The organism is Devosia oryzisoli, assembly GCF_014837245.1.
GTDB classification, from domain to species: Bacteria; Pseudomonadota; Alphaproteobacteria; order Rhizobiales; family Devosiaceae; genus Devosia; species Devosia oryzisoli.
Genome location: NZ_JACYFU010000001.1, coordinates 578,461 through 592,924 on the forward strand (window position 1 = coordinate 578,461; position 14,464 = coordinate 592,924).

Genomic DNA, 14,464 nt, shown 5'->3' on the forward strand with positions numbered 1-14,464 from the left:
ACAAACCGCTTTCGATCCGCACTTGCCGCAAGTTGCAGAGGACGTCCCTCAGGCGTCGGCGCGGGTGAGGCGGCCCGTCCGGCGCGCCAGCCACTTCTCGAGGGCCGAAAGCGAGTCGTAGATCAGGACCGCGAGCACACCGACGATAAGACCACCTTGAAGAACGAAGGCCGTATTCCCCGTCGTCAGGCCCGCGATGATCACCTCGCCCAGCGTCCGGGCGGCCACCGTCGAACCGATCGTTGCGGTGGCCAGAGCGATGACGGTCGAGAGGCGAATGCCGGCGAGAATGATCGGCAAGGCGAGAGGCAGCTCAACTTGTGTGAGCCGTTGCCAGCCCGTCATGCCGACCCCGCGCGAGGCTTCCATGACGTCTTCGGGCAGCGTGGTGAGGCCGGTCAAGGTGTTCTCGAAGATCGGCAGCAGGCCATAAAGGAAGAGGGCAACTAGGGTCGGGGCCGTTCCGAAGCCCAGCATGGGGACCGCCAGGGCGAGAACGGCGACGGGCGGAAAGGTTTGTCCCACATTGGCGATGGCCCTGGAGAGCGGCAGGAACTCGGCTCCGAATGGGCGCGTGACGAGGATGGCGAGGCTGACGGCGACCATGGTGGAGAGCCCGATGGCAATCGCAACGATCATCAGATGGCTCAGTGTGATGTCGAGCAGGTTGCCCTGGGTGTAGATGGGCGGCTGCGTCGGTCGCACGAAGAGCGCAAAAAAGTCGCGGAACGCCTGTGGCGCGACCAGCAGCACAATCAGCAGGGCAAGGGCGAAAACACGCAGGAGAAGGCCTGGCTTCATTGCGGTCTCGCCGCCAGGCGGGCCAGAGCATCGAGGCTGACCCGCCCGACAAGCCGCCCGTCTTTTTCGACAGGCGCAGCAGATCGGCCCGACCAGAGCAGTTCGGAGTAGGCGTCCCGTAACGTGGCGGTTGCGGGTAGGGGGTCACCGTCCGCATCGCCGTCTTCGAGGTGATCCGCGATCTTGGAGAGGGAAAGGAGGCGGAATGGCCGCTCGCTCGTGCCGATCAGTTCCTGCACGAAGGGGGTGGCCGGCCGGCCGATGACCTGCTTGGGCGGGGCGAACTGCAGCAGCTTGCCGGCGTCCATAACCGCAATGTTGTGGCCCAGGTAGATGGCCTCTTCCATGTCGTGCGTCACCAGCACCACGGTTGTGCCGAACCGCTGCTGGATGGCGACCAGGTCTTCCTGGGCCTTGGCTCGGATCACCGGGTCGAGCGCGCCGAAGGGCTCGTCCATGAGAAGGATATTGGGTCTGGCCGCCAGCGCCCGCGCCACGCCGACCCGCTGCTGTTGTCCACCGGACAATTCGCTCGGAAAGCGGTCCCGGTACTGCGAAGGGTCGAGCTGAAAGAGCTCCAGCAACTCGTTGATCCGGGCCGAAATGTCGGCCTTGCTCCACTTGAGCAGACGCGGGACGGCGCCGATGTTCTGCGCCACGGTCCAATGGGGAAAGAGGCCGTGCCCCTGGATGGCGTAGCCGATGCGGCGGCGCAGTTCGTAGGGTCGAATGCCACGGATATCCTCGCCATCGATCCGGATGGTGCCCGAAGTGGGCGTGACCAGCCTGTTGATCATGCGCAGCAACGTCGTCTTGCCCGAGCCGGATGTCCCGACCACCGCGCAGATGGTGTGCGGCTGGATCGTCATGCTGACAGCGTCGACGACGGGCACGCCCTCATACGTTTTGACGATGGAATCGATCTCGATCATGCGCGTCGTCCTCCGCGGCTGGTGAGTTCGACAAAGGCATCGAGCACCACCGCCGCCGCGAAGGCGAGGACCACGGTGGGGACTGCGCCAAGCAGGACCAAATCCATTGCCGTTTGGCCAATGCCCTGGAAAACGAAAACGCCGAAACCGCCGCCGCCGATCAGGGCCGCGATTGTCGTCAGGCCTATGTTCTGCACGAGCACAATGCGGATGCCGGTCAGAATGACCGGGAAGGCCAGCGGCAGTTCGACCTGCACGAGGCGCTGCAGCCAGGTCATGCCCATGCCTCGCGCCGCATCTACGGCCGGTGCCGAGACCCCAAGGAGGCCAACGACCGTATTGGAGACGATTGGCAGCAGCGAATAGGCGAACAGCGCGACAACGGCCGGGGCAACGCCGATGCCGGAGATGCCCGATGCCTTTGCCCCAGGCACGTTCGCAGCGACCCAGGCCAGCGGCGCGATAAGGAGGCCGAACAGGGCAATGGAGGGAATGGTCTGGACGATATTGAGGATGTTGAGCAGCGCGGCCCGAACTGGCCGCACACGGTAACAGAGTATGCCAAGCGGAATGCCGACAATGGCCGCTATGGCGACCGATCCGAAGGCCAGCAGCAGGTGTGTCCTGGCCTCATTCCAGAAGGCAGGGGCGCGGTTGGCGTATTCCTTGAGAATGGACAACTCGTTCCAGAGGCCGCTCCAGAGTAGCGCCCAGAAGGCCCCGCAGACGCCGAGGAGGATCCCGATGCGGGTCCATGGCCCGAGCCGCAGGCGCGTCAGCGCGTCGGTCACCAGCAGGGCAAGGCCAAAGACGAGAACCCAGAAGCCGGCAGCGGGAGAAACGCGGGCATAGTTGTTGTCCGCCGGCATGAGCGTTTCGGCAGAAAGGCCCATGGCGATGAACAATATCGTCAGAACGCCGAAACCTGCGGCCAGCTTGATCAGGGCCGGCAGGCGCAGGAGCGCCGCGCCCACGCCAAACGCAAGAGCAAGAAGCAGGACAGAGGCGGCCACCGGCTGCATGGAAGCCAGCAGCGGCAAGCCATCGCCAAGGAGGATACGATTGGCCCTGAACAGCGCGAATGGCAGCAGGAAGCTACTGAGGAGAATGAGGGTGATGAGCACCCCCAGTCTGTCCAGCGCCAGCCAGTGGGGGCGATCATGCGACGGCGAAGCGGAGGTGACGCTCATTGAGCCTCCTGCGTCCAGGGCGAGGTGAGATAGCGACGGCCGCAGAGGAAGCCGGGCGGAGGTGCAGCCTCCGCCCGGGCAATGTCAGTTCAGAAAGCCGTTCTTGGTGAGATAGTCAGTTGCCACCGCGGCAGCCGGCTCGCCGCCCACCTGGACCCGGCCGTTGAGATCCTGCAGCACTTCCAGCGTCAGGCCGGCGAAGACGGGCTTGAGCAGTTCTTCGATCTGCGGGTACTCCTTCAGCACCTCTTCGCGGATGATCGGCGCGGGCTGGTAGACCGGTTGCACGCCCTTGTCGTCCTCGAGCACCTTGAGCCCGGACGGCGCGATGCCGCCATCGGTGCCATAGACCATGGCGGCGTTAACGCCGTTTGTCTGCTGGGCCGCGGCCGCGATTGTCGCCGCGGTGTCGCCGCCCGAAAGTACGACGAGTTGATCAGGCGTCAGCGTGAAGCCATAGACGTCCTGGAACTTGGGCAGGGCCGCCGGGGAATTGACGAATTCGGAAGAGGCGGCCAGCTTCACCTCACCCCCGCCCGATACCCATTGCCCGAACTCGGTAAAGGTCGAGAGATTGTTGGCTTCGGCGACGTCGTTGCGAACAGCGACGGCCCAGGTGTTGTTGGCCGGGGCCGGGCTCAGCCAGACGATCTTGTTGGCCTCGTAGTCGAGCTTGGCGGCTTCGGCATAGGCCTCTTCCGCATTGTTCCAGATCGGCTCGTCCGCCCGGTCGAAGAAGAAGGCCGCGTTGCCGGTATACTCGGGGTAGATGTCGATCTCGCCGGCGGTGATGGCCTCGCGCACGATCGGCGTCGCCCCTAGCTGGATGCGGCTCTCAACCGGGATATCATTAGCCTCAAGCACCTGCATGATGATATTGCCCAGGACCCCGCCCTCGGTATCGATCTTCGACGAAACGACGACCTGCGCCTGAGCGGCGCCCGCGGTGAATGTAAGGGCCGTGGCTGCGCTCAGCAGCAAGGATGTCAGGCGCATGTATTTCTCCTTGTTCTCCGGGGTCATCCCCGTTTTTCCCGACCAGGGTCTGGCCGGTGCGGTCCAAGCTCGTGCTATCGGATAACAAGTGCTCCAAGAACCTGACGCTTGCCGAACCTCCAATGAGTGAGAGGGCGACTTGGTTCGCGGGCACCAGGGCAGAAAATCTGCCCGACTGCTTGATTGAACTCCATCGGTAAGGAACGATACTGTCCGATCTTGTCAGCATGCCCGCGGGCGGTCCGCGAAATCAACTGCTTTCCGCCCGCTCATGTCCCTGGCGCTCCTCAATTCGCTCACCTCAAGGCGACGTTCTTATGAAGACTTATACCGTTCCCAACAGCGATCTCACCGTGTCCAGTGTGGTGCTGGGCCTGATGCGCATAGCGGAGATGGAGGACGAAGCGATTGCGCGCCTCGTCGGCGAGGCCATGGATGCCGGCGTCACCGTGTTCGACCACGCCGACATCTACGGCGGCGAGCGCCATCGCTGTGAAGCGCGGTTCGGGCAGGCGGTGCGCCTGTCGGCAGAGCAGCGCAGCAGGGTGCTCATCCAGAGCAAGGTCGGCATTCGGCGTGGCTGGTTCGACTTTTCCGAGGACCACATCCTCCGCACCGTCGATGAATCTCTGGCTGCTCTGCGGACGGAATATCTGGACGTGCTGCTGCTGCACCGGCCAGATACCCTGGTGGAGCCCGAGGAGGTGGCCTCTGCCTTCGACAAGCTCCATGCCGCAGGAAAGGTGCGACATTTCGGGGTTTCGAACCACACCCCAGGACAGATCGAACTCCTTAAGAGCGCCGTGCGCCAGCCTCTGCTCTTCAACCAGGTTCAGTTGTCCATCACCCACGCCAACCTCTTCGCGCAGGGGGTCGCCGCCAACATGGCGGGTCTCGACCAGTCCATAGACCGCGACAACGGCCTTCTCGATTATTCCCGTCTCAAGGGGATGATGCTGCAGGCGTGGTCCCCCTTCCAGAAGCAGTTTTTCGACGGCGTCTTCATCGGGGACCGCGAGAACTACGCCGAGTTGAATGACTTGCTGGAGGCTCTGGCCCGCCAGCATGGGGCGACGCCCTCCGGCATCGCCGTCGCATGGATCACGCGGCATCCGGCCAATATCCAGGTGGTGCTGGGGACCACACAGCCGGAGCGGGTGCGCGAGGCTGCGGCAGGTTCATCAATCCGGCTCGGTCGCGAGGACTGGTACAAGCTGTTCCGTGCCGCTGGTCACAAGGTGCCGTGACGCTGTCTGCCTGATCGTGAGCGACGGTGCAGGACACTCTTGCATCGCCGCCGCTTTGCGATTAGACACGGCCTCGCCTGAAGGGGTTTAGCTCAGTTGGTAGAGCATCGGTCTCCAAAACCGAGGGTCGTGGGTTCGAGTCCCCCAGCCCCTGCCAGGCCCTCCCAAAACATCATTGTGCCGCTCTTTTTCGTGATGAACCCGGTGGCGGCGTTGAGCGTTTCCGCTCGATGAACAAGCTTCAGTACGTCTCGAAAACGTTTGGTGGCGTTGCGGCGATTGCGGTTTTCCTGATCGCCTCGCCGGTGCTGGCGGCGTGCCCCGCTCCTGCGGCCGGCGACAGCGCCCAGATGACCGCTGAAAATCACGCGCGCCTGCTCTGTCAGCAGCGGGAACTCTACGAAGCGTCGCGCAACATCCAGCTGCAGCTGCAGATCGAAGAGACCCGGCGGATGCTGGACAATCTGATCCTGCAGCGAAAGCTCGACATGGTCACCCAGCCGGTCGTGCCAATCCGAATCCCGTAACCCAGCAGTTACGGAATAGTCAGATAGACTGACCGCCGGTTTAAGCCGGCAGATGGGCAGCGTTCAGGTAATCCTGGGCGTGGTTAGGACCGCGAGCACAGCAAGCATGCCGATGATCATGATAAGCGTCATTTTCTCCTCCAGAATCCCAAAGTAATTCCTTGGGGCAGGAGAGCGTTCCGCCTATGACCGCTGTTACTCGGCAGCGACCGGTAGCTTTTCCGAATGGCGCGCCTTGAGCTTATTCAATTGCTGGGCAGCGTGGGTCAGGAGCGCCGTGCGCACCTCTTCATGCGGCGCACGACCGCAATCCGCCTTCACCTTGAGATCCAGCACATATTCGGTGGTGGTGCCCATGAACGTTTCGCGCACGCGAACTCGAACCGAACCGTCTACGCGCTGAGGCATGGTCCGGTGGGGACCATAGTGCATCAGTTGACAGGATATGACCTCGAACGACATCACGCTCTCCCAACGTGCCACGTTTTGGCCGCATTTGGATCGAAGCCGAACAAATCGCCGTTGGCAAGCAGAATCCACAGAATCGCACATTTATCCTTTACAGCCCGTTCAGCCTGTGGGCGGTACCGGGCGGGTGATTCTTCTCTGGGCGCCTGTTGCAAACTGCGGCCAAACTCTCTAGATAGCCAAACTCCAGCCGTGCGGGATTCCTGCGCGGCCTTTGGTTTTGCACCAAGTTAGCTAGAGCTAGAGTCGTATGGCCCGTACCAATCCCGTGACATTCTTCCAGCAGGTTCGCTCGGAAGTCCGAAAGGTGACCTGGCCGGGCCGCAACGAGGTCGTGATTTCCACGATCATGGTGCTCGTGCTCGTCGCTTTTGCCAGCGTCTTCTTCCTGGTCGCCGACATGGTGATTTCCTGGCTCGTGACTTTGATGCTGTCGATCCGCTGAGGCGGGTCCAACTTTAGACTGGGAGCGGCAACGCGGTATGGCGAAGCGCTGGTACATCGTTCAGGCTTACTCGAACTTCGAGCGCAAGGTGGCGGAAGATATTCGCCTCAAGGTGGCGCAGAAGAAGCTGGAGCACCTGTTTGAAGACGTGATCGTGCCGACCGAGAAGGTCGTGGAGATCCGTCGTGGCCGCAAGGTCGATGCGGAACGCAAATTCTTCCCGGGCTATGTTCTGGTGAAGATGGACATGACCGACGAGGCGTTCCATCTCATCAAGAACACGCCCAAGGTCACCGGCTTCCTCGGTGCGGACAACAAGCCGATGCCGATTTCGGAAGCGGAGGCCATGTCCATCCTGCAGCAGGTGCAGGAAGGCGTGGAGCATCCCAAGCCGTCCGTCAGCTTCGAAGTCGGCGAGAATGTGCGGGTGTCCGACGGTCCGTTCGCGAGCTTCAATGGCATCGTTGAGGAAGTGGACGAGGAGCGTTCGCGCCTCAAGGTCGAGGTTTCGATCTTCGGTCGTCCGACGCCTGTGGAGCTGGAATACGGTCAGGTCGAAAAGGTCTGATCGGGTCGCTCAGGCGATCTAGCAGAATTCTGGCGTGAGCCGGAGTGGCCGGAGCGATCCGGCAAAATCCGTGGAAGGGGATGGCGCTTAGCCAGCGCCAGGAAACCGCACCACGGCTTCACCTGCCCGCAAGGGCAACAGAGAAGGAAAGAAAATGGCCAAGAAGATTACGGGCTATATCAAGCTCCAGGTGCCGGCTGGCTCTGCCACGCCGTCCCCGCCGATCGGTCCTGCGCTGGGTCAGCGCGGCCTCAACATCATGGAATTCTGCAAGGCCTTCAACGCGGCCACGCAGGAGCTGGAAAAGGGTTCGCCCATTCCGACCGTGATCACCGCCTATGCCGACAAGAGCTTCACCTTCGAGATGAAGCAGCCGCCGGTGACCTACTTCATCAAGAAGGCGCTCAACCTCAAGTCCGGCTCCAAGGCTCCGGGCAAGGACAGCGCTGGCACGATCACGCAGGCTCAGCTGCGCGACATCGCCGAAAAGAAGATGAAGGATCTCAACGCGGACGACGTTGACACCGCAATGACCATGATCGCCGGTTCCGCCCGGTCCATGGGCATCCAGGTCGAGGGCTGATAGATATGGCAAAGATCGCAAAGAAGGTCGCCGCTGCCCGTGAAGGCATCGACCCCAACAAGCTCTACCCGCTGCAGGACGCAGTGAAGCTGGTGAAGTCGAAGGCCTCGGCCAAGTTTGACGAAACCGTCGAGATCGCGATGAACCTCGGCGTTGACCCGCGTCATGCAGACCAAATGGTCCGTGGCGTCGTCAACCTGCCCAATGGCACCGGCAAGACCGTTCGCGTCGCCGTGTTCGCCCGTGGCGCCAAGGCCGACGAAGCCACTGCCGCCGGTGCGGATATCGTTGGTGCGGAAGACCTGCTCGAAACCATCCAGGGCGGCAAGATCGACTTCGATCGCTGCATTGCCACGCCGGACATGATGCCGCTGGTCGGTCGCCTGGGTAAGATCCTCGGGCCGCGCAACCTGATGCCGAACCCCAAGGTCGGCACGGTGACCATGGACGTCAAGGGTGCCGTCGGCGCTGCCAAGGGCGGTGCCGTGGAATACCGGGTCGAGAAGGCCGGGATCATTCACGCTGGCGTCGGCAAGGTGTCGTTCTCGGAAGAAGCCCTGCTGCAGAACATCAAGGCGTTCACCGACGCCGTGGTGAAGTCCAAGCCGGCTGGCGCCAAGGGCACCTACGTCAAGAAGGTTGCCGTGAGCTCCACCATGGGCCCCGGCATCGGCGTCGAGCCGGGCACGGCGCTCTAAGAGGCCATAGTCTCTCCGTCCATCGTCATTGCCCGGCCCGTCCGGGCAATCCAGCGATGGCCGCACCTTCCATGGACCACCCGGGCAAGCCGGGTGGTGACGAGGTGGTTGGATTGGGCTATATGCCCCATCACAAGAATTCCGGGCGGCAAGTTCGCCCGGTTTCGCCGCTCCCAAGGGAGCTGCGTTAAGTCCTGTCCGAGACTGCCGGCCGGCGTCATGCCGTTAATTCCGTTCCGGAGCCAGCAATAGACGGGGTGAGACCCAATTCCTGGACCCTGCGTCCCGAGTTGAGGTTCGAACCTAAGCCAGTTGCCCCTCGCGGGCGCTCGGTTGGCAGGCACTAACCGTTGTTTCCCGGTCCGCAAGGGCAGGGGGCAGCAATTGGCAACGGCTCCAGGCCGCCTCGTGCGGGGTGGGGCCAACTAGTGGAGACTAGCTTTGGAAAGAGCGGAAAAGCGTGAAGTCGTCGCTTCGCTCCAGGAAGCCCTTACGGGCGCTGGATCGATCGTCGTCGCGCACAATACCGGCCTGACCGTCGCCGCTTTCACTGACCTGCGCGTGCAGGTCAAGAAGGCTGGCGGCAAGGTCAAGGTCGCCAAGAACCGCCTTGCCAAGCTCGCTCTGAAGGAAGTCGATGTCGCGGACATATCGGACCTGTTCACAGGCCCGACCGTCATCGCCTATGCGGAAGATCCTGTTGCTGCGCCGAAGATCGCAGCAGCCTTCGCCGAGAAGAACCAGAAGTTCGTCATTCTCGGTGGCGCCATGGGTCAGACCGCTCTCGACGCCGATGGCGTCAAGGCGTTGGCGACCATGCCGTCGCTGGACGAACTGCGGGCCAAGCTCGCAGGTCTCGTCAAGCAGCCGGCAACGAACATCGCTTCCATTCTCGTGCAGCCGGGTGCGGGCATTGCTCGCGTCCTCAAGGCCCACGCAGAAAAGAGCGAAGCGGCTTAAGGCCGTTCCAAACTACCTCAACGTTCGAACTGAAACACAATCTGGAAAGAGTAGAAAATGGCTGCTGATCTCGCCAAACTCGTTGACGACCTTTCGGCCCTGACCGTCCTGGAAGCTTCCGAGCTGTCCAAGATGCTCGAAGAGAAGTGGGGCGTTTCCGCCGCCGCTCCGGTTGCCGTCGCTGCTGCCGCTGGTGGCGGTGCTGCCGCCCCGGCCGCTGAAGAAAAGACCGAATTCGACGTGATCCTCGCCTCCTTCGGCGACAACAAGATCAACGTCATCAAGGAAGTCCGTGCCATCACCGGCCTGGGTCTCGGCGAAGCCAAGGCCCTGGTTGAAGGCGCTCCGAAGGCCGTCAAGGAAGGCGTTTCGAAGGCTGAAGCTGAAGACATTCAGAAGAAGCTCGAAGGCGCTGGCGCCAAGGTCGAACTTAAGTAATTTCGACTTTTGCCTTGAAATAAGCGGAATGGCGCTATATGTGCCATTCCGCTGTTCCTTTTTCTACAGGAACGATTGGCCGGGACCGATTGGATGGGTTCGGGCCCCAATTGCGGAAATATATGACGATTTTGGATGTCTCGGGCACTCTGAAGCCTCTGATGACCTCGCTGCGAGTCGCTCGCATGCGGGGCGTTTGGCTTTAGTCACGTGTCTGTGACCCAGCCGCGGATCGGGCTGGGTTGGTTAGGGCATCCAGCGATCCACACGACCAGGCATATATCCTGAGCGCCGACGGCTGATAGTCGGGTCTTTGGATATCTGCCTCCGAGACAAGCAAAAAATGCCGCGGTTTCGCGGGCAGCTCCGGCTGCTGCGAGGGCGCGCGACAACAGCAGGAGCTTTCATGGCTACCACGTTCAATGGCCGCCGCAAGGTGCGCAAGAGTTTCGGGACCATCCGCGAAGTCACGGAGTTGCCGAACCTGATCGAAGTCCAGAAGGCTTCCTACGACCAGTTCCTGATGGTCGATGAGCCCAAGGGCGGTCGTGCCGATGAGGGGCTGCAGTCTGTTTTCCGGTCGGTTTTCCCCATCACGGATTTCTCCAACACAGCTTCGCTCGAGTTTGTCCGCTACGAATTCGAGCAGCCCAAGTACGACATCGAAGAGTGCCGTGCGCGCGATATCACCTTCGCTGCCCCGCTCAAGGTGACGCTGCGCCTGATCGTGTTCGAGGTGGACGAGGAAACCGGCGCCCGCTCGGTCAAGGACATCAAGGAGCAGGACGTCTACATGGGCGACATGCCCTTCATGACGTCGAACGGCACCTTCATCGTCAACGGCACCGAGCGCGTCATCGTCTCGCAGATGCACCGTTCACCGGGCGTGTTCTTCGACCACGACAAGGGCAAGACCCATTCCTCGGGCAAGCTGCTGTTTGCCGGCCGCATCATTCCCTATCGTGGTTCCTGGCTCGATATCGAATTCGACGCCAAGGACATCGTCTATGCGCGCATCGACCGCCGTCGCAAGATTCCGGTCACCTCGCTGCTCAAGGCGCTCGGGATGGATGCCGAGGAAATCCTCGACACCTATTACGACAAGCTCGAGTACGAAAAGACCGAGAAGGGCTGGCGCGTTCCGTTCAACCCGGACAAGTGGAAGGGCGCAAAGCCGACCCACGACCTGATCGACGCAAAGACCGGCGACGTCGTCCATGAAGGCGGCAAGAAACTTTCCGCTCGACAGGCCAAGAAACTGGCCGAAAATGGCTTGACGCACCTGCTGGCGGTCGACGGCGACCTGTACGGCACTTACGTGGCCGAGGACCTGGTCAACCTCAAGACCGGTGAGATCTACGCCGAAGCCGGTGACGAACTGGACGAAAAGCTGCTGACCAAGCTGGTCGATAACGGCTTTGACGAGCTGCCGATCCTCGATATCGACCACGTCACCGTGGGCGCTTACCTGCGCAACACGCTGGCCGTCGACAAGAACGAGAGCCGCGAAGACGCGCTGTTCGACATCTATCGCGTCATGCGTCCGGGCGAGCCGCCGACCGTGGAAACGGCCGAGGCGATGTTCCAGTCGCTGTTCTTCGACGCCGAGCGCTACGACCTGTCGGCCGTTGGTCGCGTCAAGATGAACATGCGTCTCGAGCTCGATGCGCCCGATACGATGCGCGTGCTGCGCAAGGAAGACATCGTCGAGGTGGTTCGCACGCTGGTTCAGCTGCGCGATGGCCGCGGCGAAGTCGACGACATCGACAATCTCGGCAATCGCCGCGTGCGTTCTGTGGGCGAGCTCATGGAGAACGCCTATCGCCTGGGTCTGCTCCGCATGGAGCGCGCCATCAAGGAGCGCATGAGCTCGGTCGAGATCGACACGGTCATGCCGCAGGACCTGATCAACGCCAAGCCGGCCGCCGCCGCCGTGCGTGAGTTCTTCGGGTCTTCGCAGCTCAGCCAGTTCATGGATCAGACGAACCCGCTCTCGGAAGTCACTCACAAGCGTCGTCTTTCGGCGCTTGGACCAGGTGGTCTTACCCGTGAGCGTGCGGGCTTCGAAGTGCGCGACGTGCACCCGACCCACTATGGCCGCATCTGCCCGATCGAGACGCCGGAAGGCCCGAACATCGGCCTCATCAACAACCTGGCTACCTATGCCCGCGTCAACAAGTACGGCTTCATCGAGACCCCGTACCGCAAGATCGTGGACGGCAAGCTCACCGACGACGTGGTCTATCTCTCCGCCATGGAAGAGGCCAAGCACTACGTCGCCCAGGCCAATGCGCAGTTCACCGAAACTGGCGAGCTGGTCGATGATCTGGTCGTGGCCCGCCACGCCGGCGACAACGGTCTGACGCCCAAGGAAAACGTCGACCTGATGGACGTTTCCCCCAAGCAGATGGTGTCGGTTGCTGCCTCGCTGATCCCGTTCCTTGAGAACGACGACGCCAACCGCGCCCTGATGGGCTCGAACATGCAGAAGCAGGCCGTGCCGCTGCTGCGTGCCGAGGCTCCCTTCGTGGGTACCGGTATGGAGCCCGTCGTGGCCCGTGACTCGGGCGCCGCCATCGTGGCCAAGCGCACCGGCATCGTGGACCAGGTGGACGCCACCCGTATCGTCATCCGCGCTACCGAAGAGACCGATGCGTCGCGTTCGGGCGTGGACATCTACAACCTGATGAAGTTCCAGCGCTCCAACCAGTCGACCTGCATCAATCAGCGTCCGCTGGTCGTTGTCGGCGACCACATCAACCAGGGCGACATCATCGCCGACGGTCCCTCGACCGAACTGGGCGATCTGGCTCTGGGCCGCAACGTGCTCGTCGCGTTCATGCCCTGGAACGGCTACAACTTCGAAGACTCCATCCTGCTGAGCGAAAAGATCGCGATGCAGGACGTCTTCACCTCGATCCACATCGAGGAATATGAAGTCATGGCCCGCGACACCAAGCTTGGCCCCGAGGAAATCACGCGTGACATTCCGAACGTTTCGGAAGAAGCGCTGAAGAACCTCGACGAAGCCGGTATCGTTCACATCGGTGCAGAAGTGCAGCCGGGCGACATTCTCGTCGGCAAGATCACGCCCAAGGGTGAATCGCCGATGACGCCGGAGGAGAAGCTCCTCCGCGCCATCTTCGGCGAAAAGGCCTCGGACGTTCGCGATACCTCCCTGCGCGTGCCGCCGGGCGATGCTGGTACTGTCGTTGAAGTGCGCGTGTTCAATCGCCACGGCATCGACAAGGACGAGCGCGCCATGGCCATCGAGCGCGAGGAAATCGAGCGTCTCGCCAAGGACCGTGACGACGAGCAGTCGATCCTCGACCGCAACGTCTATGCGCGTCTCAAGGAAATGCTGTTCGGCAAGGCCGCCACGGCAGGTCCGAAGGGCTATATCGTGGGCACCAAGCTCAACGACTCCGTGTTCGAAGGCCAGCCGCGGTCCAAGTGGTGGCAGTTCGCCGTCGATGACGACAAGGTCATGACGGAGATGGAAGCGCTCCACTCGCAGTACGAGGAAAGCCGTCGCCTGCTCGAACAGCGGTTCATCGACAAGGTCGATAAGCTGCAGCGCGGTGACGAACTGCCGCCGGGCGTGATGAAGATGGTCAAGGTCTTCATCGCCACCAAGCGCAAGATCCAGCCGGGCGACAAGATGGCTGGTCGCCACGGCAACAAGGGTGTGGTTTCGCGCATCGTGCCGGTGGAAGACATGCCGTACCTGGAAGACGGGACGTCGGTCGACATCGTGCTCAATCCGCTGGGCGTGCCCTCGCGCATGAACGTCGGGCAGATCCTCGAGACGCACCTGGGTTGGGCCTGTGCCGGCATGGGCAAGAAGATCGATCAGATGGTGCGGGCTTACCACGCCAATGGGGATCTGAAGCCCCTGCGGGCCGAAGTGAAGGAGCTCTTTGCCAACGACAACACCCTGTCCGACCTCGATGACGACGGCCTTGTGCGTCTGGGTGAGCACCTTTCCAAGGGCGTGCCGATCGCCACGCCGGTGTTCGATGGCGCCAAGGAAGCCAACATCGTCGAGATGCTTGAGCGGGCAGGGCTGAAGTCGTCCGGTCAGTCGACAGTGTTCGATGGCCGTACTGGCGAGCAGTTCGACCGTCAGGTGACCGTGGGCTACATCTACATGCTCAAGCTCGACCACCTGGTGGACAACAAGATCCACGCGCGCTCCATCGGTCCGTACTCCCTGGTCACCCAGCAGCCGCTGGGCGGCAAGGCGCAGTTCGGCGGACAGCGTTTCGGCGAGATGGAGGTGTGGGCTCTCGAAGCGTATGGCGCCGCCTATACGCTGCAGGAAATGCTCACCATCAAGTCGGACGACGTGGCGGGCCGTACCAAGGTCTACGAGGCCATCGTGCGGGGCGACGACACGTTCGAAGCGGGTATCCCGGAAAGCTTCAACGTTCTGGTCAAGGAAATCCGTTCGCTCGGTCTCAATGTTGAACTTGAGAACCGCGAGTTGGAGGCACCGGCCAACGACGCCGAGGGCGAGCTCGAACCTCCTCAGGAAGCGGCGGAATAATCCGGCACTTCCCATTCCAATCACCTTCCGTCCCGGTGCGCGGCGCAGCCGCAGCCTGGACG

The 14,464-nt window shown here is 62.0% G+C and carries 14 protein-coding genes and 1 tRNA gene; 10 read left to right on the top strand and 5 right to left on the bottom strand.

Translation table 11 applies throughout. The features are described 5' to 3' along the window. Window positions 1–48: 48 nt before the first annotated feature. The 4 genes from IC608_RS02945 to osmF form a co-directional block, all read right to left on the bottom strand. Window positions 49–801, bottom strand: a complete 753-nt coding sequence (locus IC608_RS02945; protein WP_191772524.1) for an ABC transporter permease — start codon at window positions 799–801, stop codon at window positions 49–51. Further along, a complete protein-coding gene (locus tag IC608_RS02950; protein ID WP_191772525.1) occupies window positions 798–1,733 on the bottom strand; it encodes an ABC transporter ATP-binding protein in 936 nt (311 codons plus the stop codon). The genes IC608_RS02945 and IC608_RS02950 overlap by 4 nt, the downstream gene beginning before the upstream one ends. Beyond that, window positions 1,730–2,923 carry an ABC transporter permease gene (locus IC608_RS02955; protein WP_191772526.1) on the bottom strand — a complete coding sequence of 398 codons (1,194 nt, stop codon included), beginning with the start codon at window positions 2,921–2,923 and terminating at the stop codon, window positions 1,730–1,732. Before IC608_RS02955 ends, IC608_RS02950 begins: the two co-directional genes overlap by 4 nt. A gap of 84 nt (window positions 2,924–3,007) precedes the next feature. After that, window positions 3,008–3,919, bottom strand: a complete 912-nt coding sequence (gene osmF, locus IC608_RS02960) for a glycine betaine ABC transporter substrate-binding protein OsmF (RefSeq protein ID WP_191772527.1) — start codon at window positions 3,917–3,919, stop codon at window positions 3,008–3,010. Between the two features lie 317 nt (window positions 3,920–4,236). Between osmF and IC608_RS02965 the strand changes: the two genes are divergently transcribed. The 3 genes from IC608_RS02965 to IC608_RS02975 all read left to right on the top strand — a co-directional run bounded on the left by IC608_RS02965 (window position 4,237) and on the right by IC608_RS02975 (window position 5,693). Next, the gene (locus tag IC608_RS02965) at window positions 4,237–5,166 is read left to right on the top strand and encodes an aldo/keto reductase (protein ID WP_191772528.1); all 930 of its coding nucleotides are present in this window, start codon (window positions 4,237–4,239) and stop codon (window positions 5,164–5,166) included. A gap of 81 nt (window positions 5,167–5,247) precedes the next feature. Next, window positions 5,248–5,323, top strand: a tRNA-Trp gene (locus IC608_RS02970). A gap of 73 nt (window positions 5,324–5,396) precedes the next feature. Continuing rightward, on the top strand, window positions 5,397–5,693 hold the full coding sequence (locus IC608_RS02975; protein WP_191772529.1) for a hypothetical protein: 297 nt from the start codon (window positions 5,397–5,399) through the stop codon (window positions 5,691–5,693). Between the two features lie 195 nt (window positions 5,694–5,888). On the opposite strand, the gene IC608_RS02980 is transcribed toward IC608_RS02975, so the two are convergent. Continuing rightward, window positions 5,889–6,155, bottom strand: a complete 267-nt coding sequence (locus IC608_RS02980; RefSeq protein ID WP_191772530.1) for a hypothetical protein — start codon at window positions 6,153–6,155, stop codon at window positions 5,889–5,891. 256 nt (window positions 6,156–6,411) lie between these two features. On the opposite strand from IC608_RS02980, the gene secE reads away from it, so the two are divergent. The 7 genes from secE to rpoB all read left to right on the top strand — a co-directional run bounded on the left by secE (window position 6,412) and on the right by rpoB (window position 14,402). Beyond that, window positions 6,412–6,606 carry a preprotein translocase subunit SecE gene (gene secE, locus IC608_RS02985; RefSeq protein ID WP_191772531.1) on the top strand — a complete coding sequence of 65 codons (195 nt, stop codon included), beginning with the start codon at window positions 6,412–6,414 and terminating at the stop codon, window positions 6,604–6,606. A gap of 37 nt (window positions 6,607–6,643) precedes the next feature. After that, window positions 6,644–7,174 carry a transcription termination/antitermination protein NusG gene (gene nusG / locus IC608_RS02990; protein ID WP_191772532.1) on the top strand — a complete coding sequence of 177 codons (531 nt, stop codon included), beginning with the start codon at window positions 6,644–6,646 and terminating at the stop codon, window positions 7,172–7,174. A gap of 154 nt (window positions 7,175–7,328) precedes the next feature. Beyond that, entirely contained in the window at window positions 7,329–7,757 is a 429-nt protein-coding gene (gene rplK, locus IC608_RS02995; RefSeq protein ID WP_191772533.1) for a 50S ribosomal protein L11, read from the top strand. 5 nt (window positions 7,758–7,762) lie between these two features. Continuing rightward, entirely contained in the window at window positions 7,763–8,455 is a 693-nt protein-coding gene (rplA, locus tag IC608_RS03000; RefSeq protein ID WP_191772534.1) for a 50S ribosomal protein L1, read from the top strand. Between the two features lie 441 nt (window positions 8,456–8,896). Beyond that, on the top strand, window positions 8,897–9,415 hold the full coding sequence (rplJ, locus tag IC608_RS03005; protein WP_191772535.1) for a 50S ribosomal protein L10: 519 nt from the start codon (window positions 8,897–8,899) through the stop codon (window positions 9,413–9,415). A 57-nt stretch (window positions 9,416–9,472) separates the two neighbouring features. Continuing rightward, entirely contained in the window at window positions 9,473–9,853 is a 381-nt protein-coding gene (gene rplL, locus IC608_RS03010) for a 50S ribosomal protein L7/L12 (RefSeq protein WP_191772536.1), read from the top strand. A gap of 406 nt (window positions 9,854–10,259) precedes the next feature. Beyond that, complete coding sequence (gene rpoB / locus IC608_RS03015) at window positions 10,260–14,402, top strand: DNA-directed RNA polymerase subunit beta (protein ID WP_191772537.1); 4,143 nt, start codon at window positions 10,260–10,262, stop codon at window positions 14,400–14,402. The last annotated feature ends 62 nt before the right edge of the window (window positions 14,403–14,464 follow it).

Bases quoted from the DNA above. Each gene is read 5' to 3' on its own strand.
- rplK (WP_191772533.1), top strand. From the start codon at position 7,329: ATGGCCAAGAAGATTACGGGCTATATCAAGCTCCAGGTGCCGGCTGGC.
- rpoB (WP_191772537.1), top strand. From the start codon at position 10,260: ATGGCTACCACGTTCAATGGCCGCCGCAAGGTGCGCAAGAGTTTCGGG.
- IC608_RS02965 (WP_191772528.1), top strand. From the start codon at position 4,237: ATGAAGACTTATACCGTTCCCAACAGCGATCTCACCGTGTCCAGTGTG.
- osmF (WP_191772527.1), bottom strand. From the start codon at position 3,919: ATGCGCCTGACATCCTTGCTGCTGAGCGCAGCCACGGCCCTTACATTC.
- IC608_RS02975 (WP_191772529.1), top strand. From the start codon at position 5,397: ATGAACAAGCTTCAGTACGTCTCGAAAACGTTTGGTGGCGTTGCGGCG.
- IC608_RS02945 (WP_191772524.1), bottom strand. From the start codon at position 801: ATGAAGCCAGGCCTTCTCCTGCGTGTTTTCGCCCTTGCCCTGCTGATT.
- secE (WP_191772531.1), top strand. From the start codon at position 6,412: ATGGCCCGTACCAATCCCGTGACATTCTTCCAGCAGGTTCGCTCGGAA.
- IC608_RS02955 (WP_191772526.1), bottom strand. From the start codon at position 2,923: ATGAGCGTCACCTCCGCTTCGCCGTCGCATGATCGCCCCCACTGGCTG.
- rplA (WP_191772534.1), top strand. From the start codon at position 7,763: ATGGCAAAGATCGCAAAGAAGGTCGCCGCTGCCCGTGAAGGCATCGAC.
- IC608_RS02980 (WP_191772530.1), bottom strand. From the start codon at position 6,155: ATGTCGTTCGAGGTCATATCCTGTCAACTGATGCACTATGGTCCCCAC.
- nusG (WP_191772532.1), top strand. From the start codon at position 6,644: ATGGCGAAGCGCTGGTACATCGTTCAGGCTTACTCGAACTTCGAGCGC.
- IC608_RS02950 (WP_191772525.1), bottom strand. From the start codon at position 1,733: ATGATCGAGATCGATTCCATCGTCAAAACGTATGAGGGCGTGCCCGTC.
- rplL (WP_191772536.1), top strand. From the start codon at position 9,473: ATGGCTGCTGATCTCGCCAAACTCGTTGACGACCTTTCGGCCCTGACC.